Genomic DNA, 24,636 nt, shown 5'->3' on the forward strand with positions numbered 1-24,636 from the left:
CCTCGGGAATCCCGAGGGCGTGAGCCTATGTGGAGCGGATGACGAGACTCGAACTCGCGACCCTCACCTTGGCAAGGTGATGCGCTACCAACTGCGCTACATCCGCATGCACATTTTGAAAAGAGCTGTGCGGCTCTGTGCGCGATACTGGGATCGAACCAGTGACCCCTACCGTGTCGAGGTAGTGCTCTACCGCTGAGCTAATCGCGCGAGGTTGGAGGTGGATACGGGAATCGAACCCGTGTACACGGTTTTGCAGACCGTTGCCTAACCACTCGACCAATCCACCGTGAGTACCTCCGAAGTACTGAAAGTACTTGGAGCGGATGACGAGACTCGAACTCGCGACCCTCACCTTGGCAAGGTGATGCGCTACCAACTGCGCTACATCCGCATGCACATTTTGAAAAGAGCTGTGCGACTCTGTGCGCGATACTGGGATCGAACCAGTGACCCCTACCGTGTCGAGGTAGTGCTCTACCGCTGAGCTAATCGCGCAGAGTGTCTAAAGACACTTGGAGCGGATGACGAGACTCGAACTCGCGACCCTCACCTTGGCAAGGTGATGCGCTACCAACTGCGCTACATCCGCATGCTCTCCGGAAGTGGTACCTCCGTTGTGCGTGAACAAACATTATCTGTTAGCTCTTAGTTTTCCAAATCGCCAGCACAGGGCCAGTCTTGGCAGGTGCGTACGATGGTGAGGCGCTGGGTTGGCAGGGAAATTGCTGTTACTCGGTGAAAGTGTTGCTGTACTGCGGATTCGTTGAAGGAGTGGAGGGGGTGTAAAGTAGTTCGCGTTCGGTCCTATGGCTCAGTGGAAGAGCGTTCCGTTCACACCGGAAAGGTCGCTGGTTCGATCCCAGCTAGGACCACTGAATGCCCGCCTTGCGGGCATTTTCGCTTTCTATGGTCCGGCACTGGGCATGCTGGGGAACTAATCCGCCATTCGTTACGACTAATGTTGTACTGGTTTAAAGTCAGTTCATTTTGTAGGAGGGATCCGAATGTCCAAAGCAGGACAAAGGGTACAGCGAACGGCATGGGCTATATTGAGTGCCGTATGTGTAGCTTCTGCGTTGGCCGGATCAGCGGAGGCACATGATGCCGTTATTGGGGGAGATCCATCAAACGGGTCCGTGGTAGCCGAGTTTCCGAAAGAGCTGTCGTTGGAGTTCTCGGGTCAACCCCAGGAAGGCTTCAACACGTTCGCGCTGTCGCGGGTATCGGACAACGAGATCCTCTTTACTGGAGAGCCAGTGCTCGACGGACGATTTGTGTCCCTTGAACTTCCAGAGAAAGTTCGCGAATCTGGTGACAAAGTGCCAGGAGAGTACCGGATCGGATTTCAGATTGTCTCTTCAGACGGGCACGCCACTAAAGGGATGACAACGTTTACATATGCGCCGGAAGGTTCACAAGTTGTCGATGAAACTATGGAAGATTCCGTGCCAACCGGAGAAGTGAGCGGTTCTTCATCCAGTTCCTTTAGCTGGCTTTTTGTCGGCGGACTAATCCTGCTTCTTTTCGGTGCTGTAACGGCACTTTTACTGCGTCGCGGCTCCTTGAGCAAAGATTGAGCCAGTACATACACAAGTTTTTAGCAACGACTAAGGAGAAATATGAAAAACATTTGCACTGCAGCTATTTCGGCACTTGGTGTCGCCGCTCTTGCCCTGACGGCTTGCTCGCCATCGCAGGAAAACCCGTCGACATCTGCGCCAACCGCTGCAGAGACAACAACCGTGGAGTCCACTACGACTGCTGCTCCAGACAATGACAAGCTTCAGGGCGAAGGTGATATCCGCGTTGAGTCCGCGGCTATTCGTGCGAAAGCAGAAGCCGGTGCGGAAGGCGGAAAGTCCATGACCGGGTTCTTCGGTACGCTGCACAACACCTCTGACAAGGACATTCACATCGTTGGCTTCACTACGTCACTTGGCGACGCCACCTACGAGATCCACGAGGTGGTAGATGGAGTCATGCGCGAGAAAGAAGGCGGCATCGAGATCCCCGCCGGTGGGACATATGAGCTCAAGCCTGGCGGTGACCACTTCATGATCATGGGCTTCGACCCTGCAATTCCGGCAGGCGACGTGGTCGATGTAACGCTTGAGTTCGCCGACGGAACCGAGGAGCAGATTCCAGACGTAGCCGTTCGCTCTATGCTTCCGGGTGACGAAGACTATGGTGAGCACGGGGAGCTCCAGGGGCACCAACATGGGTCCATGGGTGAAGGCCACAACCACTAATTGAAGGAAAGTCGAATGCCTGTCAACCGTCGTCATTTTCTCGCCGGGACTCTGAGTGTTGCTGCCGCCGGGGCAGCCACAGCTTGCGCGGAAAGCCGCGATGCTGTGGTGAATGCTCAGCAAGAGCCTGCGATAGACCTTGCCACAGCAACGGTTCCGTTTGACGGCATACACCAGGCAGGCATTTCGACGCCTCAACAGTCCTCACTAAATCTGATTGGTTTCAATTTTAAAGATGGCGTCGATAAGCCTGCGATTGTTCGATTGATGCGACTGTGGACTGAGGATGCCCGTGCGTTGACAGCCGGCGAAAACCCGTTGGCAAGCCTGGAACCAGAGATGACGGAACACCCCGCAAACCTCACCATTACCGTGGGGTTGGGAGAGAAGTTTTTTGATATCGCCGCGCCTGAGAGCAAACCGTCGTGGCTCCACGACATTCCGGCGCTCTCGCGAGACGAGCTTTCACGGAACTGGGGCCAGACTGACGTGGTGTTGCAGATTTGCTCAGATGACCCACTGATGTGCGCATGGGCGATGCGTCATATGGTGCGAGCTGGCGTCGATTATGTAGCTACCGCGTGGGTGCAGCAAGGGTTCATGAATAACCCTGCTGTACACCGCGAAGGAACCACGCCACGGAATCTCTTTGGACAGATTGATGGCACGGTAAACCCTCACACTGATGAGGAATACGACGCCCAGGTGTGGGCAAAAGGCGTTGCAGAGTTTGAAGGTGGAACGTCGATGGTGGTTCGTCGAATAGCGATGAACCTTGACACCTGGGAAATGCTCGACCGGACATCCCGTGAAGAGGCCGTCGGGCGCAGGCTAGACAACGGAGCACCCCTTTCGGGCGGCGAAGAGTTCACTCCGGTAGATCTGGAAGCGCGGGACGAATATGGCCTGCCAAAGGTCGATAGAAACTCGCACGTTGCCAGGTCAATGGCGCCTGAAGGGCACCCAGAGCAGAAATTTAAACGGCGCCCTTATAACTACAATTTGCCGCCTGAGCCTGGGCAGGAACAGCTGTCCAACGCTGGCTTAGTGTTCATTGCATTTCAGGAAAACCCAGATACGCAATTCACTCCGGTCCTCAAAAGGCTCGATGAGGCTGACCGACTGAATGAATGGATCACGCACATTGGTTCGGCGGTGTACTGGATACCACCGGGCACGCAGGCGCAAGATGGTGCTCCGAGTTTCTGGGCCGAGTCACTACTCGCGTAGTGAACGCGGTATGATTTTTGCCATGTTTGCCGACCTCAATATTTAAAGGTTCCGGCGAGCTTGTACGAATCCAGCTGGGTGCGTCCAGGTATGACGTACCTCATTGAAGCGCAAAGGAGCGCACGAACATGACGAATAACGACCAAACCCACCTTGCAGCCCAGGCTTTCACGGTCCCGGCGAACACTCCTGCCGGGGTTGCGATGCGCGAATTGTCGCTGCCGAATAAGGGCCCGGAGGCGGTTGTCTGCGTGCAGTCTGAAGACGGGTCGTTGAAGGACCTGTCATTTACGCCGGATGTAGACACCACAGTAACTCCAGTCACCGCGAACACTGAGCTGGGTCGGTCCGTGATTCGCCACTCGTGTGCTCACGTGTTGGCGCAAGCAGTGCAGATTGAGTTTCCGGGGACGAAGTTAGGAATTGGGCCAGCCATTGAGGGTGGCTTCTACTACGACTTCGACGCGGCTGAACCGTTCACACCAGAAGACTTGAAGCTGCTCGAGCGCCGCATGAAGAAGATCATCAAGCAGGGCCAGAAGTTTGTTCGTGGAGTCTATCCGTCGGCTGAAGCGGCAGCAGAGGACCTAGCTGATGAGCCGTACAAGCTTGAACTCGTGCAGGACAAGGGAAACGTGGACCCTGACTCGGACGAAGCTACTGAAGTCGGTCACGGAGAGCTCACCCACTACGACAATGTGAATCCACGGACGAATGAAGTCGAGTGGCGCGATCTGTGCCGCGGGCCTCACGTGCCAACTACTAAGTACATTCCGGCGTTCGCACTGACACGTTCGTCAGCTGCGTACTGGCGTGGCAACCAGAATAACGCCGGGTTGCAGCGTATTTACGGCACCGCCTGGGAGTCGAAAGAAAAGCTCGATGAGCACATGTTGATGCTTGCAGAAGCAGAGAAGCGTGACCACCGTCGTCTTGGCAATGAGCTCGATCTTTTCTCCTTCCCGGAGGAAGTTGGGTCTGGTTTGCCAGTATTCCACCCGGATGGAGGAATTATCCGGATGGTGATGGAGGAACACTCCCGCCAGCGTCACCTCGAGGCAGGCTATTCATTCGTCAACACCCCACACTTGACGAAGGGTGAGCTTTTCGAAAAATCTGGCCACCTGGACTGGTACGCCGACGGCATGTACCCACCGATGCAGCTCGACGGCGAGACCGACGACGAAGGCAATGTGACCAAACAGGCAGTCGATTACTACGTCAAGCCTATGAACTGCCCTATGCACAACCTCATCTTCGATTCACGTGGACGCTCGTACCGTGAATTGCCGCTGCGACTATTCGAGTTTGGTACCGTGTACCGCTACGAGAAGTCCGGCGTGGTGCATGGCCTGACTCGTGCACGCGGTTTTACTCAGGACGATGCCCATATCTACTGCACCGAGGAACAGCTTGAAGACGAGCTGACGAGTGTGTTGGAGTTCATTATTTCTCTGCTCAGAGACTATGGGCTTGATGATTTCTACCTGGAGTTGTCCACCAAGGATCCCGAGAAGTACATCGGTGATGATGATATCTGGGAGCGTTCAACGAGCATCCTAGAATCAGTTGCTACCAAGTCTGGGCTCGAGCTTGTTCCGGACCCAGCAGGTGCAGCGTTCTACGGTCCAAAGATTTCCGTACAGGCTCGCGACGCCATCGGTCGTACCTGGCAGATGTCCACGGTTCAGCTCGACTTCAACCTGCCTGAGCGTTTCGATCTTGAGTACACATCCTCAGACGGAAGCAAGAAGCGACCAGTCATGATTCACCGTGCACTCTTTGGATCAATTGAGCGATTCTTCGGCGTGCTGCTTGAGCACTACGCCGGTGCATTCCCGGCTTGGCTGGCACCGCACCAGGTTGTAGGTATCCCCGTTGCTGACGATTTCGCTGGACACCTTGACGGCATCATCCAGCAGCTGCGGGCGCGCGGCATCCGAGCTGAGGTCGACCATTCCGATGACAGGATGCAGAAGAAGATTCGGACGCACACCACTCACAAGGTTCCGTTCATGCTGCTCGCTGGCGCGCGTGATGTAGAGGCAAACGCTGTAAGCTTCCGCTTCCTCGACGGCACCCAAATTAATGGAGTCGGCGTCGACGAGGCTGTCGAACTTATCACCAACTGGGTGGACGAAAAGTTCAACGAACAACCAACGAAAGAGCTGGTTGAACAGCGCCAGGCTGACCAGTAGAAGTAGAGAGGCGCTCAGAAATGTATGAGGACATTGGAGTTGGTACTCCAGACAGACTTCAGCGTCTTTGGGCGCCGTACCGTTCGAAGTACATCGCGTCAACGCCACGCGATGAGAAGGGGTCAAGTGATCCTTTCGTGCAGATTCCTTCGATGAGCGATGAAGAGGGGCTCATCGTGGCTCGAGGGGAGACCGTCTACGCGGTGCTGAACCTTTATCCGTATAACGCTGGGCATATTTTGGTCGTGCCGTACCGTAAGGTGGCGGAGATTGAAGCCCTGACTGCGGGGGAATCAGCCGAGCTTATGAGGTTCGTAACGCTCGCAGTGAAAACTCTCAAGGCGGTATCAGACCCCGAAGCGATAAACGTTGGCATGAATTTAGGCAGGGCCTCCGGAGGCTCTATCGGAGATCACCTACACGTGCATGTGGTCCCGAGGTGGGCAGGGGACTCAAATTTTATGACAGTCATCACTGGCACCAAGGTGCTTCCGCAGCTGCTGCGTGAAACGCGCCAACTATTAGCAGAGAGCTGGAAAGAAGTGGCGGCTCAACAGACTGGAGGGGAGTAGGCAGATGCTCAGTGTTCATGGACGAAAGCCTGCTGCTGTTGTCGTAGAACCGGTCGCCACTGCATTGCTTAAAGCTGGTCTAACACCGAATTGGACAACGCTTGGTGGAACAGCGCTCACTGTGTTGGTAGCCGTCGTGCTCATTCCAACTGACCATCTTGTTTTGGCAGCTATTCTGAGTGGTCTTTTCGCGGCTTTTGACATGGTGGATGGCACGATGGCCCGTCTCCGCGGGGGAGGGACTGCTTTCGGAGCTACGCTTGACGCAAGTTGTGACAGGATTACTGACGGAGCGCTCTTCGGTGCCATCGTGTTCTGGCTGGTGTACGTAGATCAAGCTTCTCCGGCGCATGTCGCAGTTTGCCTTGCGGTACTAGTACTCTCCCAGGTGATTAGTTACGTTAAGGCGCGCGCGGAGGCCGGGGGTATCAAGATTGTCGGCGGGCTGGTTGAGCGGCCTGAGCGTCTTCTCATCGCGCTTGTCGCGCTGGGATTGGAAGGCTTCGGTGTGCCGTACGCCATTGAATGCGGGCTTTGGCTGCTGTTTTTCGGCTCGATATATACGGTTGCGCAGCGACTCGTTATTGCAGCGAAGGATCCTGCATCAAAGCGGCAGATTGCCGCGCCAGCAGGAGCTAAAACGTTTGGGTCGCGCTAGGACCGAAGCGCGCATGCAAACGTTCAAGGATGAGTGCGTATATCGCAGCTACTGGATGGGGTGGAAGCTGCTATCAATGCTGCCTTACAGTATCGCCTACTGTCTGATGATGTTCGTTGCCGACATTTACTCTCGCAATGGCAAGTTACCGGAGCAACTTCGTAAGAATCTCTCGCGTGTGGTTGGACCTGAGAACGTCACGCGTTCGCTTGTGAAGAACTCGATGCGGTCATACATGCGGTATTGGCTCGAGGTCTTTTGCCTGCAGAAAGTAATCTCGAATGAACGGTTTCATGAGCAATTCTCTGCATCGATACAAGGGATTGAGCATCTGGAGTATGCGATTCAACAAGGCAAGGGCGTAGTGCTTGCGTTGCCGCACTCGGGGAACTGGGATCTTGCGGGTGCATGGCTTGCTCACCGATACGGGAGCTTTTCGACGGTCGCGGAGCGGGTAGAGCCCGAAGAGCTCTACGATGCGTTTTTGGAATTTCGACGTGGGTTAGGAATCCAGGTGATTCCTTCGCGTGGTGCGTCGAGACCTCCAATGCAACTCCTCGAGGAAGCTCTGTACAAACAAGGGATTGTCTGTTTGTTGGCAGATCGTGATCTCGGTGGGCACGGGGTGCCGGTAGCTTTTTTTGGAGAGCAGACGACAATGCCCGCCGGTCCGGCAGTATTAGCGGAGAAAACCGGTGCGACACTGCTCGCAGTACACAATGCCTTTGAGAGTTCAGGCAGCATGGATGGGTGGGTGACTAGCGTATCGCCGCCGATTGTTGCAGATTCCGTAGAAGGTAAAGTGGAAAAGCTTGCGGGCTGGTTTGAGCGCGGAATCAAAAAGCACCCACAAGACTGGCATGTGCTTCAGCCGTTTTGGATCGCAGACCGGAAGAAAAGGTAGCGAAGGGATGAAAATTGGTATCGTGTGCCCGTATTCTTTCGACGAACCAGGCGGGGTTCAAGCGCACATCCTTGACTTAGCTGCATCACTTTTGCGCCAAGGGCATGAAGTGAAAGTGCTCGGGCCTGCGCGTGATGACACGCCTCTTCCCGAGTTTGTAAAGAAAGGCGGGCGTTCGTTACCTATTCCGTATAACGGCTCTGTCGCGCGCCTGGCGTTCGGCCCTAAAGTTTTTACGACTACTCGCGAATTCCTGTGTGATGGCGACTTTGATGTATTGCACATCCATGAGCCCAATTCTCCTAGCTATTCGCTCGCAGCGCTTATGTTGGCTTCGGGGCCGATCGTCGCTACATACCACACGTCTACAACTGGGTCTCGCATTTTGCAGCTTGCACTGCCGTTCTTGCGGAAATATTTGGAAAAGATCCGCGGGGGTATCGCGGTAAGCGAGCTTGCTCGGAGGTGGCAGGTTGAACAGATCGGGGCCGATCCAATCGTTATCCCGAACGGAGTGGACACTCGGAAGTTCGTAGCCGCCCGGAAGCTAGCGCCGTTGAGCTCCGTCGGGCCTGTTCGAATCGCATTCTTGGGGCGTATCGACGAGCCAAGAAAGGGGCTAACGCTGCTTCTTGAAGCGTTCGATCACCTTGAAGGACGAGTCGAACTCACGGTGATCGGAAGCGGGGAGCCTCGGCAGATTCCAGGAGTGAACTTCGTCGGTCGCGTAAGCGAGGAGGAAAAGGCGAGATTGCTGGGGGCGCCGGATATATTTGTCGCTCCGAACACTGGGGGCGAATCGTTTGGCATCATTCTCGTGGAAGCGATGGCTGCGGGCTGCGCTGTTGTGGCCAGTGATCTAGAGGCCTTTTCGCTGGTATGTGATGCAGAATCACCTGACCCTGCCGGGATTCTTTTTCCTGTAGGTGATGTTGCCGAGTTGACAAAGGCGTTACAGGCTTTGATTGACGACGCTGCTTTGCGCCTGGAGATGGGCAGAAGAGGGCAACTGCGAGCCGCGCAGTATGACTGGTCGACAGTGACTGCTCAGATTATGGCTGTATACGAAGCAGTAAGTGTTGGTGAGAAGGTGACACTCGCATGACAACTATTGCCCTAGTGGTGTTCGCAGCGGTAATCACGTTGCTGTTTGCCTGGGCATATTTCACTGCGCAACGGCTACACCGCCTCCATATCCGTCTCGACCGTTCACGCGACGCACTTCAAGCTGCGCTCGACCAACGCTGTGCTGTCATTGCCGCACTGTATCCGGAAATGCGCGAGGAGTGCCGGATCATCGAATCATTGCGTTTGACTCCAGTTGACGTAGAGGAACGACTTCAGTCCGAACAAGAAATGCGGAAACACATCGAGAGGCAAGGGACGATGCTTCCCGCTGATATTGACGCTGCAGATACTCGTGTGGCAATTGCACTGCGGTTTTATAACGACGCTGTCAGGGATGTTCGTTCGCTACGGCTACGGCCCGCCGTAAGGCTTCTTCGATTGGGTGGGACCGCAGCCCTGCCAGCTTTCGCTTCGCTTTCCCTTTAGCGGCTGAACCTTGCTCGCGGTTCTGCAGCTCAACCTGTTCGGGCGTATAGTAGGTTGACGTTCAATTACCAATAGTCAACCGTTTTAAGCGAAGGGATACCGGATGTCTGGCCACTCAAAGTGGGCTACTACTAAACATAAGAAGGCCGCGAACGACGCAAAGCGTTCCAAGCTCTGGGCGAAACTGATCAAAGATATCGAGGTTGCAGCTCGCACTGGTGGCGGCGATCCAGCAGGCAACCCGACGCTTGATGACATGATCAAGAAGGCGAAGAAGGCGTCGGTCCCGAACGACAACATCGAACGTGCGCGTAAGCGTGGATCGGGCGAGGAAGCCGGCGGCTCTGACTGGGAGTCGGTGATGTACGAGGGGTACGGCCCGAACGGTGTCGCTCTGTTGATCGAGTGCCTGACGGATAACCGTAATCGAGCAGCGACTGAGGTTCGTACGGCAATGACCAGGAACGGCGGTAATCTTGGTGAAACCGGCTCTGTGGGCTACATGTTCAATCGCGTCGGTGTCGTCACAGTGGCGAAAGGGGAGCTCACCGAGGACGATGTGTTGATGGCGGTACTTGACGCTGGTGCAGAAGAAGTTAACGATCTTGGCGAAGAGTTTGAAGTTACCTGTCAGCCGACCGACCTTGCCGCAGTCCGCGAGGCGTTAGTGGAGGCCGGTATCGAGGTTGAGGGCTCTGAGCAGGACTTCCGTGCTGACGTGGAAGTTGAACTGGATGCATCTGCTGCTGAAAAGAATCTGAAGCTGATTGATGCCCTCGAAGACTCTGATGATGTACAGAATGTGTACTCGAACATGTCTATTCCTGACGAGATCGCAGCCGAGCTCGACTTGTAAGGCGTAGTCTGTTTTTCAACCACCATTCGTTGCGGCGAGTGGTGGTTCTTTTTCAGACTATGGTAGAACATATGTGCCAGTACAATATTCGGCGGAAGGAAGCGCGGTGAACCTCCAAGGTCTGAGGGTAATGGGCATAGATCCTGGTTTGACCCGATGCGGCCTTTCGGTAGTTCAAGCGGGGAGAGGGCGTCAGGTCATACCGATTGCCGTCGGTGTAGCGCGCACTCCTTCCGATGTGGAACTATCGGAGCGTTTATTGCGGATCTCGAAGTCGGTAAGCGACTGGATGGATGAGTATAAGCCCGACGTGGTTGCGATGGAGCGAATTTTCGAACGCAGTAACGTTTCCACCGTGATGCATACTGCCCACGCCGTCGGGGTAATGGTCCTCGCCGCTGCAGAGCGCGATATACCAGTGCACATGTATACGCCCTCAGAGGTAAAAAAGTCGGTTTCTGGTAATGGGCGTGCTGATAAGAAACAGATGACTACGATGATTACACGTATTCTTGGTCTGAGCGAGCCACCAAAGCCAGCAGATGCTGCAGACGCGTTGGCCATCGCTGTTTGCCATTGCTGGCGAGCCCCGTTGCTTGCCCGAGCTTCCGCTATTGAAAAACTGAGAAAGAACTAGTTCATGATTGATTCCCTCCACGGTGACGTCCTTTCGATTGGCCTCGATCATGCTGTTATTGGCTGCGGGGGCGTTGGGTATCGCTTTTTAGCGACGCCACCAACGCTCAGTCGCCTAACTCGTGGTGAGCATGCGGATGTAGTCACCAGTCTGGTGGTCCGCGATGACGGTATGACCTTGTATGGGTTCGCGGATGAGGACTCGCGGTCTATGTTTCACAAGCTTCAAACCGTGAGTGGGCTAGGGCCAAAGCTGGCGATGGCAGCACTGGCAGTCTTTGGGCCTGGGGAACTGGCCGAATTGATTTCCAGCGGTGATGCGAAGAAGATTCAAACAATTCCTGGCGTCGGTAAGAAGATGGCAGAACGAATCGTGTTGGAGCTGAAAGATAAGGTTGTCGGCTTGTTTGAAACGGGCAGCGAAGCGAGCCACGGAGCAACGGCTCCGGCTGCTTCAGACTCAGGCATCAGTGAGCAGATTGTAGAAGCACTGGTTGGGCTTGGATTCACCGAGCGTAGTGCACGGACTGTCGTCGAACCTCTCGTTGCGGAACAACCGGATACTGATCCATCGAATCTGTTGCGCGAAGCGCTGAAGACGCTATCGAAAAAGTAGGTGGGGTTCATGTCAGATGTTGAAAAAACCGTATTCCAGTTGCCGGATGATCTTTCACGTCCCGATGGGGCTCCCGTCAGCGTCAATGCGCATAGTGATGAACACGATATTGAGAGGTCTCTTCGTCCGAAGTCGCTTGATGAGTTCATCGGACAGCCGAAAGTGCGTGAGCAGCTCAGTCTTGTACTCGCGGGTGCTAGTCAACGCAGCGTCACACCGGACCACATCTTGCTTTCCGGTCCGCCAGGGCTAGGAAAGACAACGATGGCGATGATCATCGCGCAGGAACTCGGAACTTCCTTGCGGATGACCTCTGGCCCTGCGCTTGAACGTGCTGGTGACCTCGCTGCGATGCTTTCGAATCTTATGGAAGGCGATGTCCTCTTTATCGATGAGATTCACCGTATTGCACGGCCTGCGGAGGAAATGCTGTATATGGCAATGGAGGACTTCCGTATTGACGTCATTGTTGGAAAGGGGCCCGGGGCGACGTCAATTCCACTTGAGATTCCACCGTTCACCCTGGTCGGTGCAACGACTCGCGCTGGTATGCTCACTGGTCCGTTGCGGGATCGTTTCGGTTTTACGGCACAGATGGAGTTTTACGAGGTTACTGACTTGAGGCACGTGGTCGAACGTGCTGCGAAGATCTTGCAAGTTGAGATCGACAAGGACGCAGCAGTCGAAATCGCTTCACGTTCACGGGGAACTCCGCGTATTGCGAATAGATTGCTGCGACGTGTTCGTGATTGGGCAGATGTGCATGGCAGCGGACGAATCGATATTCAGGCGGCGCGTGCTGCGCTGGAGGTGTTTGACGTTGACGACCTCGGGCTTGATCGGCTCGACAGAGCGGTCCTGAATTCGCTCATTCGTGGCCACGGTGGGGGACCTGTTGGCGTCAATACACTGGCAATTGCTGTAGGGGAGGAACCGTCTACAGTCGAAGAAGTATGCGAGCCTTACCTGGTGCGAGCAAGATTGATGGCACGAACTGGTCGTGGCCGCGTTGCTACGGCGGCTGCCTGGCAGCACCTTGGAATTGATCCGCCACCGGATGCTCCAGGACAGGCACTCGTTTCAACATAATTGGGAGTATGTCAATATAGAGCTATGGAAATCATCCTTATTTTGCTCGTCCTATTGGTGTTCATGCTTCCGTCAATCTTGATGATGCGAAGCCAGAAGAAGCGTCAGCAACAGGTACAGGAGATGCAGTCCTCTATTCAGCCCGGTGACCATGTTGTGACGGTTTCTGGCCTTCATGGAGACGTTGTTGACGCAGATAACGCTACGCTTCGAATTGAAATTGCCCCTGGTGTTGTCGTCAAGATGGAGACCGCCGGAATTATGAAGCGAGAGGCAGTCGAGTCCGCGGTTCAGGAACCTACAGTAGACGATTCGGAACAACGTCCGGAATAGTCCATCTCAGCGTTACGGCAAATGCTGTCTAGCTGTCTTTACCGATATGACAGTTGATGACGTACGATAAATCGATGTGCACCACACCCCGCTTTACCCAAAGTTTCGGGCAAAGCGGGGTGTGGCAGTGAAATAACGTAGAAATAGAGGAGTTAGCTCGGTGTCCAAGAACACTCAGCGTTCCGGCGAGTTGAGATCAAAGCGGAAGTGGCCTGCGCGCGCGCTGGCGCTTTTTGCGCTCATCGTCATTGGCGTGTACTCATTAGTATTTTTCACGGGCGATAAGTCCGCAACCCCGAAGCTTGGTATCGACCTGCAGGGCGGTACTCGCGTGACCCTCGTTCCGCAGGGAGACGAGCCAACTCGCGATCAGCTCGACGAAGCGCGAAACATTCTTGAGAAGCGTGTGAACGGCATGGGTGTTTCCGGCGCGACTGTCGTCGTTGACGGCAATACCCTAGTGATCACTGCCGCGGGCGACGACACATCGGAAGTACGTAATATTGGGCAGACCTCGCAGCTGCTGTTCCGTCCGGTTATGCAACCGCCTGCACCTTCCGCGGATTCGATTGGTGAGGTCTTCGCAAAAACCGCGAACGATTGGATCCGGTATGGGGTTTTGACCGCGGATCAAGCCAAGGCGATTGGCGATCAGGTGAAGAAGCAGGTTGCCGAACAGGGGCAAACCGTTGAGATTCCTGCTATTGATGCGAAACCGTTGCCTGAGCCGAATGGCCCTGTGGAGTCCTCGGAGCGCAGGGCTGACCAAGCTGAGATGCTCAAGGCTACTCGTCAGTCTGAAGACCCTACCCAGCAATTCGTTGCTATGTCGATGCTGAGCGCGTTGTGTGCCGTGCAACCTACTGATCCATTGGCCGGGACCGATGACGAAGCAGCACCACTTGTAGCCTGTGACCCTTCATCTGGCCAGGTACTGCTCCTCGGCGAGGTGCCATTGCTCGCAGGCGTTACTGATACGGACGGCCCGCGTCTCACCGGTGAACAGATCGACACTGGTCGCTCGATCACTGGTGGATTCAACCCGCAGTCGAGCCAGATGGAGATCAACTTCGCTTTCAGCCAGGCAGGCGAGTTTAATGGCTCGTCTACCTGGGCGCAGCTGACGAGTGAGATGATCGGGCAGCAGATCGCGATCACACTGGACTCACAAATTATCTCCGCACCTGTCATTCAGGGCGCAACCCCAGTCGGTTCCGCAACCTCTATTACAGGCAACTTCACTCAGGAGGAAGCTGAGAGCCTCGCAAACAACCTGCGTTACGGTGCGCTGCCGCTTTCTTTCGCGGGTGAGAATGGCGAACCTGGTGGAACTGCGATGACAGTGCCGCCGTCACTTGGTCTGGCATCCTTGCAGGCTGGCTTCTATGCAGGCATTGTCGGTCTGATTTTGGTCGCAATTTTCGTGTTCTTCTACTACCGGCTCTATGGTCTTATTTCCCTGGCTACGCTTTTCTTTGCGGGTCTTCTCGTTTACGGCTCGCTAGTTCTGCTGGGGCGCTGGATCGGCTACTCGCTGGACCTCTCCGGCGTCGCCGGTTTGATCATTGGTATTGGTACTACTGCGGACTCCTTCGTTGTCATCTACGAACGCATCAAGGACGAAGTTCGTAAGGGCAAGACTTTCCGCTCTGCATCTGCCTCCGGCTGGGATCGAGCGAAAGATACAATTATTACCGGTAACATGGTGACCCTGATCGGCGCGGTCATTATTTACTTCCTTGCGGTTGGCGATGTGAAGGGCTTCGCATTCACGATGGGCCTTACGACCGTATTTGACCTGCTAGTGACGTTCTTGGTCACTGCTCCGCTCATGGTGTTCGCTTCCCGGTCCCGGTTCTGGTCGAAGCCAGCTGTCAACGGTATGACCAAAGTGTTTGCTGCAGCGCAGCATGACAAGGACGTGAGCGAGGAAGCTCATCAAGGCGTGGCTGCAGAAGCCGCGTCGGAAAGTATTGAGGTGAAGTAGCAATGTCGTCATCGCAAATTGAAACCGTTGCTTCCGTCGTACCAACAGTCAAGGAGCCCGGCCGTTGGGAGCGTCTGTATACCGGCGATGCGGCGATCGATTTCGTCGGTCGCCGTAAGCTCTGGTACGGGATCACCATGGCACTGGTAGTTATCTCGCTGCTTGCGATGCTGGTCCGTGGATTCAACCTTGGTATCGACTTCGAAGGCGGTACCAAACTCTCGATGCCGGCCGACGATCTCGTTGCCGAAGAAGTCGAGGAGACATTTATCGACGCGACTGGCGTCACTCCTGAACTGACTCAGATTATTGGTGCCGGTGATGCCCGGACACTTGAGATTAATGCTGAGCATCTGAGCCAGGAACAAATCGACCAAGCGCGGCAGGCGATCTTTGAGAAGCATCACACCAAGAATGCTGAAGGGGAAGTGTCTGCCGACGCAATTGGTGATTCGACTGTTTCCGAATCGTGGGGTGACACCATCACGAAGCGGATGTTGATGGCGATGCTGGTCTTCCTCGTCGCTGCAGCCGTGTACGTGGCTGTCCGCCTGCAACGAGAGATGGCCATCGCGGCGATGGGTGCATTGATCATTGACGGCATACTGATCGTAGGGTTCTATGCCCTCTTCGGGCTGGAAATTACCCCAGCCATGATTATCGGTCTGCTTACCGTTTTGACCTTCTCCATTTATGACACCGTGATCGTCTTCGACAAGGTGAAGGAGAACACTAGTGGTGTATTGGACTCGCGTCGTTCTACCTATGCTGAAGAAGCGAACCTGGCAGTGAATCAAACGGTCATGCGCTCGATTTCTACTTCCGTCATTTCTGCACTCCCGATCGTCGCGCTGATGATTGTGGCAGTTTGGATGCTCGGTGTGGGTACACTCCGGGATCTCGCCTTGATCCAGCTGATCGGCGTCATCGAAGGTATCTTCTCCTCGCTATTCCTCGCGACTCCGCTGCTGGTAACGCTTATGGAGCGCAAGCGCGCTTACAAGGAACACAACGTTGAAGTAGAGAAATACCGCGCCGGTGAGATCGTCGACCACGACGATGAAGCCACTGTAAAGCCAAAGCGCACCGTTGATACACCGGTTCGTAGTGCTGTGGAAGGCAGCGATGGAGACGAATCGCCGGCAATGAGCACTTGGCGGCCGTCGACACGCTAGGTAAACCAAGTATGAGTAGCGTATTTTCACGCGCCGTTGCTGCTTTTTCTGTAGTGTTGCTCGCAACGGCGTGTTCCGACGGTGGTGCAGCGTCGAACTCTAATAGCGAAGAGTTTGGCTATCAGGTACAAGCACCACTGGTCACAGTGAACGCGGGTAGCGCTGAGGGGCACTCGACGCTGGCGCAAGAACTATCTGGTCGTTTGTACCCCGGAGTTTACGTTCCGGGGCCCAACGGACAAATGATCCCCAATACCGACTTGGTAGAGACGCAAGTGCTGCCCGGCGACAGGCGTCAGGTGATTTACACCATCTCCGATGCGGCAGTGTTCTCCGACAATACCCCAGTAACGTGTAATGACTACCTGTTGACGTTCACAGCTGGGAAGCTACCAGAGCTCTTCGATTCTTGGATGCCTCTTTTCGACGACGCTGATACATTGGCATGTCAACCCGGATCAAAAACTTTCACTCTCACAATGAAGGAGAACCGTGGCGCCCGTTGGCGCGATCTTTTTGAACCCGGAACAGTTTTGCCGTCACACGCAGTTGCAGCGCGTGTCGGAATGTCGGCGGAAGAGCTCGTCGATGCGCTTACTGCACGTGACCCAATGAGCCTTCGAAGCATCGCAGATATTTGGCGTTACGGTTTTGATCTGAAGCAGTACGATCCTGAACTTCAAGTATCGTTCGGACCGTACAAGATTGAGAGTGTTGGCAAAGAAGGCGAAGTAGTCCTCGTCGCTAATGATTCCTATTACGGTGATGCTCCAGCGCTGCAGAAGATCGTGGTCTGGCCGGGGAATGCAGATTCCGGTGAACTAGTTGCCTCCGGCGGATTGAAAATTGGCAACCTCGAAGAACCATCACCAGACTGGTACGACGTAAACGCAGAGAGAGAACCAGTTGATGTGACCAGCGTTGTTGGGGAACTCACTGACGCGTTGGTCATGGCCAAGTCAGGTCCCTGGGCAGAACCAGAACGGCGCAGGGCGCTTGCTCACTGTGTGAATCCGTCTGAAGTCGCACAAACTTCCTCGAAGATGTCGGGCCTAGAGGTTGCAGCTGCTCCAGTACAAGTAGTTGCGCATAGTGACCCGCTGGCGTCGAAAATTGAAAGTGTCGGTGAGACGGCAACTGAGTATGACGTCGAAAAGGCACGTGCAGCAAGTGGCAGTGTTCTACGGATCTCGACGCCGATGCGGTCGGCACGGATCTCCGCAATGATTCAGACGATCCGAGCACAGTGCGAACCGGCGGGTATTGAAGTTCTCGACCAGTCGGAGAATCTAGCGACGTTGGCCGAGTTGCCGGGCTATGCCATGGACGAACAAGGCCAGATCGTAGAGAAAGAGGGCACCGTCGATGCGCTTTTGATGCCAATCGATTCTCAAGTTGAGTACCCAGCTGCGAACAATCGGGTGCAGGAACTCGACGCATTGCGGAGTCAAGAGAATTGGCTTTGGCGGGAGATTCCGATTCTGCCACTTTCAGCACAGCCTCGCTCGTTCGCGATTGATCAGCGAGTTGAAAACGTTGTTATGTACACAGGCTTGTCGGGAATTGGCTGGAATATGGATCGATGGTCCGTTGATGAGTAAAGAAATAAAGCTATCCAAGGAGAAACCCATGGGCGATTCGAAGGACACGTTTGAAAGCGCAAAGGAAGCGCTTCGAGAAAAGATCCGTAAAGTACCAGATTTTCCCGAAAAGGGCGTGTTGTTTGAAGACCTCACACCGGTGCTTGCAGATGCGCATGCCTTGCGGGTTGTTATCAAAGAAATGGCGCGTGTATCTGAGAATCTTGGAGCAGACCTTGTTGGTGGCCTGGATGCCCGTGGTTTTCTCCTGGGCTCAGCTGTTGCATACGAAATGGGCGTAGGCATCCTCGCTATCCGTAAGAAGGGGAAGCTCCCTCCGCCGGTGATTACACAGGAATACAAAACCGAGTACAGCACTGCAGCTTTGGAAATCCCGGCGTCGGGAATTGACCTGGACGGGAAGAAGGTCGTTCTCGTTGACGATGTGCTTGCTACTGGCGGAACTCTTTCCGCAGCAACCGATTTAATCCAACGCGCAGGTGGTAGCGTTGTTGGTTACGTAGTAATGCTCGAGGTACAAGGACTGGACGGTAGAAGCCGCTTAGGAGATGTTCCCGTGGTAGTGCTCGACCAATAGGAGAGTTTGGAGGCGGACTGTGACTCAAGAGAAAGCACCGAAGAGGAATATACCCTCGATGCGAAGTGTGTCCGCAATACTTGCTCGTTCGCTCACTGGCGGTGCGCGGGTCCGTAGCAATCCGGTCCTGGACCCGCTGTTATCGATTCATCGACGGCACCATCCGAAGTGCGACGTCGCATTATTGAATCGTGCCTATGAGACGGCTGAGCAGCTTCACGATGGCGTGTTCCGGAAATCAGGCGACCCATATATTACGCACCCGCTTGCCGTAGCCACGATCTGTGGTGAAATTGGTATGGACACCACAACGTTGGTGGCAGCACTGTTGCATGACACCGTTGAGGACACTGACTACACCCTGGATGAACTTACGGCCGACTTCGGGCCTGAGGTGGCACGAATCGTCGATGGCGTAACGAAGTTAGACAAGGTTGCGCTTGGGGCGTCGGCAGAGGCAGAAACGATCCGGAAAATGATCGTTGCCATGGCGGAGGATCCCCGGGTACTTGTGATTAAAGTTGCGGATAGGCTCCACAACATGCGCACGATGCGCTTTCTTCCTCCTGAGAAGCAAGCGAAGAAGGCGCGCGAAACCCTTGATGTGATTGCACCGCTTGCACACCGCCTCGGGATGGCGACAGTGAAATGGGAGCTTGAAGATCTCGCGTTCGCGATCCTCTACCCGAAGAAATACGAAGAGATCGTGAGGTTAGTTGCTGACCGAGCGCCCTCGCGGGACAGAGCTCTTGCAGAGATTATTCGTGAGTTGCAAACCGAACTGAAGAAAAACGGTATCGACGCAGAGGTGATGGGGAGGCCGAAGCACTATTGGTCCATCTACCAAAAAATGGTTGTTCGAGGCCACGAGTTCGACGAAATCTTCGACCTCGTTGGCGTTCGCGTGCTCGTCGATAATCTCCACGACTGTTACGCAGCGGTCGGCGTCGTTCATGCTATGTATTCTGCAATGCCGGGCCGATTTAAGGACTATATTTCGAATCCGCGATTCGGTGTGTATCAGTCGCTGCACACGACGGTGATGACGAACAGCGGGCGAGCTCTCGAAGTACAGGTACGTACGCACGAGATGCACTACAACGCCGAGTTCGGTGTTGCAGCTCACTGGCGGTACAAAGAGACGAAAGGATCGCATAAGGGAGATCAGGCTGAAGTAGATCAGATGGCGTGGATGCGCCAACTGCTTGACTGGCAAAAGGAAGCTTCAGACCCAAATGAGTTTCTTGATTCACTGCGCTACGACCTGACAAGCAAGCAGGTTTTCGTCTTCACGCCACACGGCGATGTTATCAACCTTCCTGCCGGTTCGACGCCTGTGGACTTTGCCTACGCGGTGCACACTGAGGTAGGCCACCGATGCGTGGGGGCAAAAGTTAACGGCAAACTGGTTGCTCTGGAGTCACAGCTGCAAAATGGTGACCGCGTCGAGATTTTTACCTCGAAGGACCCAAATGCCGGGCCTTCTCGTGACTGGCAAGACTTTATTGTTTCACCGCGTGCGAAAACAAAGGTGCGTCAGTGGTTCGCGAAAGAACGGCGCGAGGAACACCTCGAAGTCGGACGCGATGCGCTGGCAGCGGAAGTACAGCGGAGCGGACTTCCACTTCACCGGCTATTTACGCCTGAGTCAATGCGTGATATTGCACGCAGACTGCGTTACTCCGATGTAGATGCCCTGTACACGGCTATCGGCGCTGGGAATGTTTCGTCCCGGCATGTTGCAAAAATGCTGGTCGACCAGTTTGGTGACGTCGAAGACGCCGCAGATCTTCTGGCGGATCGGACGCCCCATTCAAAGATCATCCGACCAGAACCCTCGGGCGATGGCCCTGTAGTCTTGGTGCAGGGCAGCCCGGATGTAATGGCCAAATTTGCTAACTGTTGCCAGCCGGTTCCTGGCGACGATATCTTCGGGTTCGTAACCCGCGGTGGAGGGGTTTCGGTGCACCGCACAGATTGCACCAACGCGAACAAGCTCAGGCAAGAGCCAGAGCGGTTGATCGAGGTTTCGTGGTCCGGCGCTGGCGGCTCTGCGGGTACCTCTATCGTGACCGTTCAGGTGGAAGCTCTTGACCGGCACGGCCTCCTCGCGGAACTCACGGGGGTAATGTCTGAACAAAAATTGGCGATTCTATCGCTTTCCTCACAAGCGAAGGAAGACCGTATTGCCACGATTCGATTCAGCTTCCAGGTTTCGGATACGAAGCAGCTCGCTTCTGTGATGAATCTGATCCGGAATGTTGAAGGGGTATTCGACGTCTACCGCGTCGGTGTATAGAAAAAGTGGGGTAACCCGGTCACGGGTTACCCCACTTGGGTGCGCTAGTGGGAGATGCCAGTGTGGCACCTAGCCAGCGGTCTACTTGCGCAGGTACTTGTCCAGGAATGCGAACAGGGTACCGAGCGCACCGATGACGGCGGTGAACACTGCGATCCAGTCACGGATTTCAGATGGGGACATGTCCTTGACGGAGGAGCCCTCGTCGCTCGACTGATCCTTAGGAGCCTGCTTCGTGGTGGACTTCTTGGCGGTGGTGTTCTTCACCGTCGGGGCCTTCTCAGTCTTGGTGTTCGAAGCTGGCTTGGCCGTGGTGGTTGGGGTGGTGCTTTCTGCAGCCTCAGCAGCAGCAACGCCAGAAGTTGCGACAGCTACAGCAGTGGCTGCTGCAAGAATACTTTTACGGAAGTTCATGAATTTTCCAATCTGACGGGATTGACAAATGTACGAGTGCAAACTCTAGTTGGCTATCAGACGTTTTGCAAGACTTTGAATAGACTGAAAACTGCTCCTGTGCAGCTGAGAGGCAACTGTGTAGTTACTTTACGGTTGCCGATTTGATGCGTACCTCTTCGGCTGGTGCGCCGTCTTGGCCGCCGCCTTCGACGCCCTTTTCAGCAATCTTGTCAAGGGTGTTCAAACCTTCTTCAGAGATTTGACCGAAGTAGGTGTACAGCGGAGGCAGCACTGAATCACCGTAGTTCAGGAAGAACTGGGACCCATTGGTATCCAAACCGGCGTTCGCCATAGCGATGGTGCCGCGCGCGTACTTCTGAGGGTTCTGCTGGAGCTCCATTTGTTTCATCTGCTCTGCTTCTTCTGGAGATATGCCTTCCGGGGCAGGCGTGTCCGAGAGAGCCTTGAGCGCTTCGTCAGTCGGGAACTCATTTGCGAACTGGAAGCCAGGACCACCGCTGCCTACGCCGGTTGGGTCACCGCACTGCAGTACTTTAAGGCCGTCGCCATCGGTGAGCCGGTGACAGACGGTATCGTTGAAGTAGCCAGCAGAGGCGAGGTGTTCGATCGCATTCACAGTGCACGGCGAGACAGAGCGGTCGAGCTCCATGCCAATCGGCCCTGCACTGGTGTCGAGCTCGACGTTGACGGTCCCTGTCGTAGAGACGTTGTCGGTCTTCGGCAGGTCTGCTTTCTTGTCACCCTGTGCTGTATCGGGGGTGTATTCACACGAGACTGAGGCGGGGAGTGCTTCGGCACGCTTCGTCGCGATTGCCTCGTAGTTGTTGGCGTCGAATTCGCTTGGGGCGGTGGTTTCTTCAGCCGAGCTTTGAGCTTCGTTGGTGCTGTCGCCGTCCTGGTTCGCTAGGAAGTAGATGCCGCCGCCTAGCGCCACGATTACAACTGCGGAAAGCGCCGCGATCGACCAGGGCTTTGAGTTCTGCTTTCGATCGCGTGAATTCAATTCACGCTCCAGATGTTTAAGGGCTTCTTGACCGCGCTCTTTATTGCTCACCGTAGTACCTCTATTCTGACTAGTTGACTGGGAAATATTAGCAGGTGTAACTGTACCTGTCGTATTTTGCTGTGTTTTTTGCGACTGCTCGCTTCCGATAGTTCATGTAGGGTCGTGGACATGGCAAAGGTATTTTTTCAAGGTAATGAATCGCAAACATCTGGATCTCTTCCTAAGGTAGGCGACGCCCTTCCTGACGCCGTGCTAGTCGCGGGCGATCTTTCTGAAAAGAAGTTGTCCGAGTACGAGGGGAAGCGCCTGGTCCTTAACGTTTTTCCATCACTAGACACTGACGTGTGTGCAAAGTCTGTGCGAGCGTTTAATGAGCTCGCGGGATCTGCAGAAAACACTGCAGTGCTTTGTATCTCCAAGGACTTGCCATTTGCTCAGCAGCGTTTCTGCGCGGCAGAGGGCATCGAGAATGTAGAGGCGCTCTCTGCATTCCGCTCTGATTTCGGCACGGCGTTCGGCCTCACGCTTGACGGAACGCCGCTCAAGGAATTGCTTGCACGCGCGGTCATTGTGACCGACGCCGATCATCGCGTGGTGCACGTCGAGCTGGTCGAGGAGATCACCAACGAGCCCGACTACTCGGCTGCTGAACAGGCCCTTTCCTAATCGGAGAGGTTTAGGTAGACAGCGAGGTAGGCATTGCGAATCTTAGGTTTTACGTCGGGACCGTTTCAGACGAACTGCTACGTCATCATCGATGATTCTGCGAAGCTAGCCTGCCTCGTCGATGCCGGCATGGGAACGCATCAGGTCGTTTCTGCGTTTCTCAAGGAAGAGGGGCTGCAACTTGTGGCCATCTTTCTTACCCACGGCCATATTGACCATACGAGAGATGTTGCGAGGTACCAGGTTCCCGTATTTATCCACGCAGCGGACGCGTTCATGCTTGATCATGGACGCGGCCTTCCTACCTCAACACTCGAGCTTTTCGACGCCGCTTCGATGGAGACCATATCGGACCTCCGCACGTTTGACGCAGATGGGCCACTTGAAATCGCCAGTTTTAGGGTTGATATAACTCATACTCCAGGCCATTCTCCCGGCAGTGTCCTCTATCAGATGGGCGACGTCATGTTTTCAGGCGACGTGCTGTTCGCGGGGTCCGTCGGCCGGACTGACTTGCCACACTCCGATCCAGGGGCAATGAAAACCTCTTTGTGTGGACCGGTTTGGGCGATTCCTGACGAGACAACGTTGTTGCCTGGACACGGACCCGGTACAACCATGGCGCACGAACGAACCACGAACCCGTTTCTCCTTGAGGCTCGTAATCAGTAGCCATGGCTGCGGTAGCGACTGAGAACAGCTAGACTCAGTCCCCGTGAGTGATACGAAGAAACCCCAAAAAGAAAAGTTCAAGGCACTGAGCGTTCCAAAGGGAGTGCAGGAGTACGTGCCCCCGGCGTCGTCGAAGTTCCTTTATGTCCGCGATGAGTTCGTGCGACAGGCGCATGTTGCGGGTTTCCAACACATCGAGCTTCCGGTTTTCGAAGACACAACTCTTTTCGCCCGTGGTGTCGGTGAATCTACCGATGTTGTGTCGAAGGAAATGTACACGTTTGCCGACCGTGGCGGGCGTTCTGTGACCTTGCGTCCAGAGGGGACTGCAGGCGTCATGCGTGCAGTGATCCAACACAACCTTGACAGGGGTTATCTGCCGGTGAAACTGAACTACGCCGGTCCGTTTTTCAGATACGAGCGTCCGCAAGCTGGCAGGTACCGCCAGCTGCAGCAAGTTGGTGTCGAGGCAATTGGCGTCGACGACCCCTTGCTTGATGCGGAGATTATCGCACTTGCAGATCGTTGCTACCGGAGCGTTGGGTTGAAAGGCTTTCGCCTCGAGCTGACAAGCCTTGGCGATCACACCTGCAGGCCCGCATACCGGGAAAAGCTCCAAGCTTTCCTCAAGAAGCTCCCGTTAGACGAGGAGACGCAGCACCGCGTGGAAATCAATCCGCTTCGTGTTCTGGACGACAAGCGTCCGGAGGTACAGGAGCTTCTAGCCGATGCGCCGTTGATGCTGGACCACCTCTCAGATGCGTCTCGCGAGCACTTCGAGACTGTTACCGGGACGCTGAAGGATATGGGGGTTCCGTTTGTGATTAACCCGCGGATGGTGCGAGGCCTTGACTACTACACAAAGACTACTTTCGAGTTTGTGCACGATGGTCTTGGGGCTCAGTCGGGAATTGGCGGAGGTGGACGTTACGATGGCTTGATGGCGCAGATCGGTGGCCAAGATCTGTCAGGCATCGGATTCGGGCTTGGCGTTGATAGGACAGTGCTCGCGTTGGAGGCTGAGGAGGTGGCGCTCCCGAATCTGGATCGTCGCGTCGAGGTGTTCGGCGTAGCAATCGGTGAGGAGGCTCGCCGCAAGATGAGCTCGCTTATCGACGAGCTCCGTGCCGCAGGAATTTCAGCTGACATGGCGTACGGTGGTCGCGGTTTGAAAGGCGCAATGAAAGGCGCTGACCGGGCGGGTGCGCGCTTTGCTCTCGTGCTCGGGGACCAGGAGCTGGCGAACGGGGAAGTGGCGGTCAAGAATCTGGAGAGCCACGAACAAGTTGCCGTTCCGCTTCAGGCTACGGCCATTATTCAGGCAGTGAGCTAGCCTGA

At 55.0% G+C, this 24,636-nt stretch carries 24 protein-coding genes and 7 tRNA genes; 23 read left to right on the forward strand and 8 right to left on the reverse strand.

Annotation, left to right across the window (positions count from 1 at the left end; all coding sequences use genetic code 11):
* Positions 1-30 precede the first annotated feature (30 nt).
* The 6 genes from BJP06_RS01385 to BJP06_RS01410 form a co-directional block, all read right to left on the reverse strand.
* Positions 31-106 (reverse strand) — tRNA-Gly (locus BJP06_RS01385).
* Positions 107-138: 32 nt separating this feature from the next.
* Positions 139-210, reverse strand: a tRNA-Val gene (locus BJP06_RS01390).
* 5 nt (positions 211-215) lie between these two features.
* A tRNA-Cys gene (locus tag BJP06_RS01395) sits at positions 216-289 on the reverse strand.
* A gap of 29 nt (positions 290-318) precedes the next feature.
* A tRNA-Gly gene (locus tag BJP06_RS01400) sits at positions 319-394 on the reverse strand.
* A 32-nt stretch (positions 395-426) separates the two neighbouring features.
* Positions 427-498, reverse strand: a tRNA-Val gene (locus tag BJP06_RS01405).
* A gap of 18 nt (positions 499-516) precedes the next feature.
* Positions 517-592 (reverse strand) — tRNA-Gly (locus BJP06_RS01410).
* Between the two features lie 211 nt (positions 593-803).
* On the opposite strand from BJP06_RS01410, the gene BJP06_RS01415 reads away from it, so the two are divergent.
* The 20 genes from BJP06_RS01415 to BJP06_RS01510 all read left to right on the forward strand — a co-directional run bounded on the left by BJP06_RS01415 (position 804) and on the right by BJP06_RS01510 (position 20,537).
* Positions 804-875: transfer RNA gene (locus tag BJP06_RS01415), tRNA-Val, on the forward strand.
* Positions 876-1,007: 132 nt separating this feature from the next.
* A complete protein-coding gene (locus BJP06_RS01420) occupies positions 1,008-1,580 on the forward strand; it encodes a copper resistance CopC family protein (protein WP_070362364.1) in 573 nt (190 codons plus the stop codon).
* 42 nt (positions 1,581-1,622) lie between these two features.
* Complete coding sequence (locus BJP06_RS01425; RefSeq protein ID WP_070362365.1) at positions 1,623-2,252, forward strand: copper chaperone PCu(A)C; 630 nt, start codon at positions 1,623-1,625, stop codon at positions 2,250-2,252.
* A 15-nt stretch (positions 2,253-2,267) separates the two neighbouring features.
* Positions 2,268-3,482, forward strand: a complete 1,215-nt coding sequence (locus BJP06_RS01430) for a Dyp-type peroxidase (RefSeq protein ID WP_071572577.1) — start codon at positions 2,268-2,270, stop codon at positions 3,480-3,482.
* Positions 3,483-3,610: 128 nt separating this feature from the next.
* A complete protein-coding gene (thrS, locus tag BJP06_RS01435) occupies positions 3,611-5,680 on the forward strand; it encodes a threonine--tRNA ligase (RefSeq protein WP_070362367.1) in 2,070 nt (689 codons plus the stop codon).
* Positions 5,681-5,700: 20 nt separating this feature from the next.
* Positions 5,701-6,252 (forward strand): HIT domain-containing protein, encoded by a 552-nt coding sequence (locus tag BJP06_RS01440; protein WP_070362368.1) that lies wholly within the window; start codon positions 5,701-5,703, stop codon positions 6,250-6,252.
* 4 nt (positions 6,253-6,256) lie between these two features.
* Positions 6,257-6,910 (forward strand): phosphatidylinositol phosphate synthase, encoded by a 654-nt coding sequence (gene pgsA, locus BJP06_RS01445; protein ID WP_070362369.1) that lies wholly within the window; start codon positions 6,257-6,259, stop codon positions 6,908-6,910.
* A gap of 13 nt (positions 6,911-6,923) precedes the next feature.
* Complete coding sequence (locus BJP06_RS01450) at positions 6,924-7,814, forward strand: phosphatidylinositol mannoside acyltransferase (protein ID WP_070976791.1); 891 nt, start codon at positions 6,924-6,926, stop codon at positions 7,812-7,814.
* A 7-nt stretch (positions 7,815-7,821) separates the two neighbouring features.
* Complete coding sequence (locus BJP06_RS01455; RefSeq protein WP_071572578.1) at positions 7,822-8,919, forward strand: glycosyltransferase family 4 protein; 1,098 nt, start codon at positions 7,822-7,824, stop codon at positions 8,917-8,919.
* Positions 8,916-9,368 carry a hypothetical protein gene (locus BJP06_RS01460; RefSeq protein WP_070976797.1) on the forward strand — a complete coding sequence of 151 codons (453 nt, stop codon included), beginning with the start codon at positions 8,916-8,918 and terminating at the stop codon, positions 9,366-9,368. The genes BJP06_RS01455 and BJP06_RS01460 overlap by 4 nt, the downstream gene beginning before the upstream one ends.
* 103 nt (positions 9,369-9,471) lie before the next feature.
* On the forward strand, positions 9,472-10,224 hold the full coding sequence (locus tag BJP06_RS01465) for a YebC/PmpR family DNA-binding transcriptional regulator (protein WP_070362373.1): 753 nt from the start codon (positions 9,472-9,474) through the stop codon (positions 10,222-10,224).
* Positions 10,225-10,330: 106 nt separating this feature from the next.
* Positions 10,331-10,861, forward strand: a complete 531-nt coding sequence (gene ruvC / locus BJP06_RS01470; protein WP_070362374.1) for a crossover junction endodeoxyribonuclease RuvC — start codon at positions 10,331-10,333, stop codon at positions 10,859-10,861.
* 3 nt (positions 10,862-10,864) lie between these two features.
* A complete protein-coding gene (gene ruvA, locus BJP06_RS01475; RefSeq protein ID WP_070477015.1) occupies positions 10,865-11,476 on the forward strand; it encodes a Holliday junction branch migration protein RuvA in 612 nt (203 codons plus the stop codon).
* Positions 11,477-11,485: 9 nt separating this feature from the next.
* Complete coding sequence (ruvB, locus tag BJP06_RS01480; RefSeq protein WP_071572579.1) at positions 11,486-12,565, forward strand: Holliday junction branch migration DNA helicase RuvB; 1,080 nt, start codon at positions 11,486-11,488, stop codon at positions 12,563-12,565.
* 24 nt (positions 12,566-12,589) lie between these two features.
* Positions 12,590-12,898 (forward strand): preprotein translocase subunit YajC, encoded by a 309-nt coding sequence (gene yajC, locus BJP06_RS01485; protein WP_070362376.1) that lies wholly within the window; start codon positions 12,590-12,592, stop codon positions 12,896-12,898.
* Positions 12,899-13,058: 160 nt separating this feature from the next.
* A complete protein-coding gene (gene secD / locus BJP06_RS01490) occupies positions 13,059-14,885 on the forward strand; it encodes a protein translocase subunit SecD (protein ID WP_083433150.1) in 1,827 nt (608 codons plus the stop codon).
* Between the two features lie 2 nt (positions 14,886-14,887).
* On the forward strand, positions 14,888-16,060 hold the full coding sequence (gene secF / locus BJP06_RS01495; RefSeq protein ID WP_070976801.1) for a protein translocase subunit SecF: 1,173 nt from the start codon (positions 14,888-14,890) through the stop codon (positions 16,058-16,060).
* Positions 16,061-16,071: 11 nt separating this feature from the next.
* Positions 16,072-17,661 (forward strand): ABC transporter substrate-binding protein, encoded by a 1,590-nt coding sequence (locus tag BJP06_RS01500; RefSeq protein ID WP_071572671.1) that lies wholly within the window; start codon positions 16,072-16,074, stop codon positions 17,659-17,661.
* Between the two features lie 28 nt (positions 17,662-17,689).
* On the forward strand, positions 17,690-18,238 hold the full coding sequence (locus tag BJP06_RS01505) for an adenine phosphoribosyltransferase (protein ID WP_070477021.1): 549 nt from the start codon (positions 17,690-17,692) through the stop codon (positions 18,236-18,238).
* Positions 18,239-18,257: 19 nt separating this feature from the next.
* Positions 18,258-20,537, forward strand: coding sequence for a bifunctional (p)ppGpp synthetase/guanosine-3',5'-bis(diphosphate) 3'-pyrophosphohydrolase (locus BJP06_RS01510; RefSeq protein WP_177224248.1), 2,280 nt, complete (start codon positions 18,258-18,260; stop codon positions 20,535-20,537).
* Positions 20,538-20,618: 81 nt separating this feature from the next.
* Here BJP06_RS01510 and BJP06_RS01515 read toward each other — a convergent pair whose 3' ends face one another.
* Together BJP06_RS01515 and BJP06_RS01520 are read right to left on the reverse strand one after the other, a co-directional pair.
* The gene (locus BJP06_RS01515; RefSeq protein WP_071572581.1) at positions 20,619-20,951 is read right to left on the reverse strand and encodes a hypothetical protein; all 333 of its coding nucleotides are present in this window, start codon (positions 20,949-20,951) and stop codon (positions 20,619-20,621) included.
* Between the two features lie 124 nt (positions 20,952-21,075).
* Positions 21,076-22,008 (reverse strand): peptidylprolyl isomerase, encoded by a 933-nt coding sequence (locus BJP06_RS01520; protein WP_070976809.1) that lies wholly within the window; start codon positions 22,006-22,008, stop codon positions 21,076-21,078.
* 120 nt (positions 22,009-22,128) lie between these two features.
* On the opposite strand from BJP06_RS01520, the gene tpx reads away from it, so the two are divergent.
* Genes tpx through hisS form a run of 3 tightly spaced genes read left to right on the forward strand, consistent with a single transcriptional unit; the run spans position 22,129 to position 24,631 of the window.
* Positions 22,129-22,626: a thiol peroxidase gene (tpx, locus tag BJP06_RS01525; RefSeq protein ID WP_070976812.1), complete on the forward strand. Its 498-nt coding sequence runs from the start codon at positions 22,129-22,131 to the stop codon at positions 22,624-22,626.
* Between the two features lie 33 nt (positions 22,627-22,659).
* Positions 22,660-23,298 carry an MBL fold metallo-hydrolase gene (locus BJP06_RS01530; RefSeq protein WP_071572582.1) on the forward strand — a complete coding sequence of 213 codons (639 nt, stop codon included), beginning with the start codon at positions 22,660-22,662 and terminating at the stop codon, positions 23,296-23,298.
* Between the two features lie 43 nt (positions 23,299-23,341).
* The gene (hisS, locus tag BJP06_RS01535; RefSeq protein WP_070976817.1) at positions 23,342-24,631 is read left to right on the forward strand and encodes a histidine--tRNA ligase; all 1,290 of its coding nucleotides are present in this window, start codon (positions 23,342-23,344) and stop codon (positions 24,629-24,631) included.
* Positions 24,632-24,636 lie beyond the last annotated feature (5 nt).

The sequence above is a fragment of the Corynebacterium sp. NML120713 genome, from assembly GCF_001875735.1.
Lineage (GTDB): Bacteria > Actinomycetota > Actinomycetes > Mycobacteriales > Mycobacteriaceae > Corynebacterium > Corynebacterium pseudogenitalium.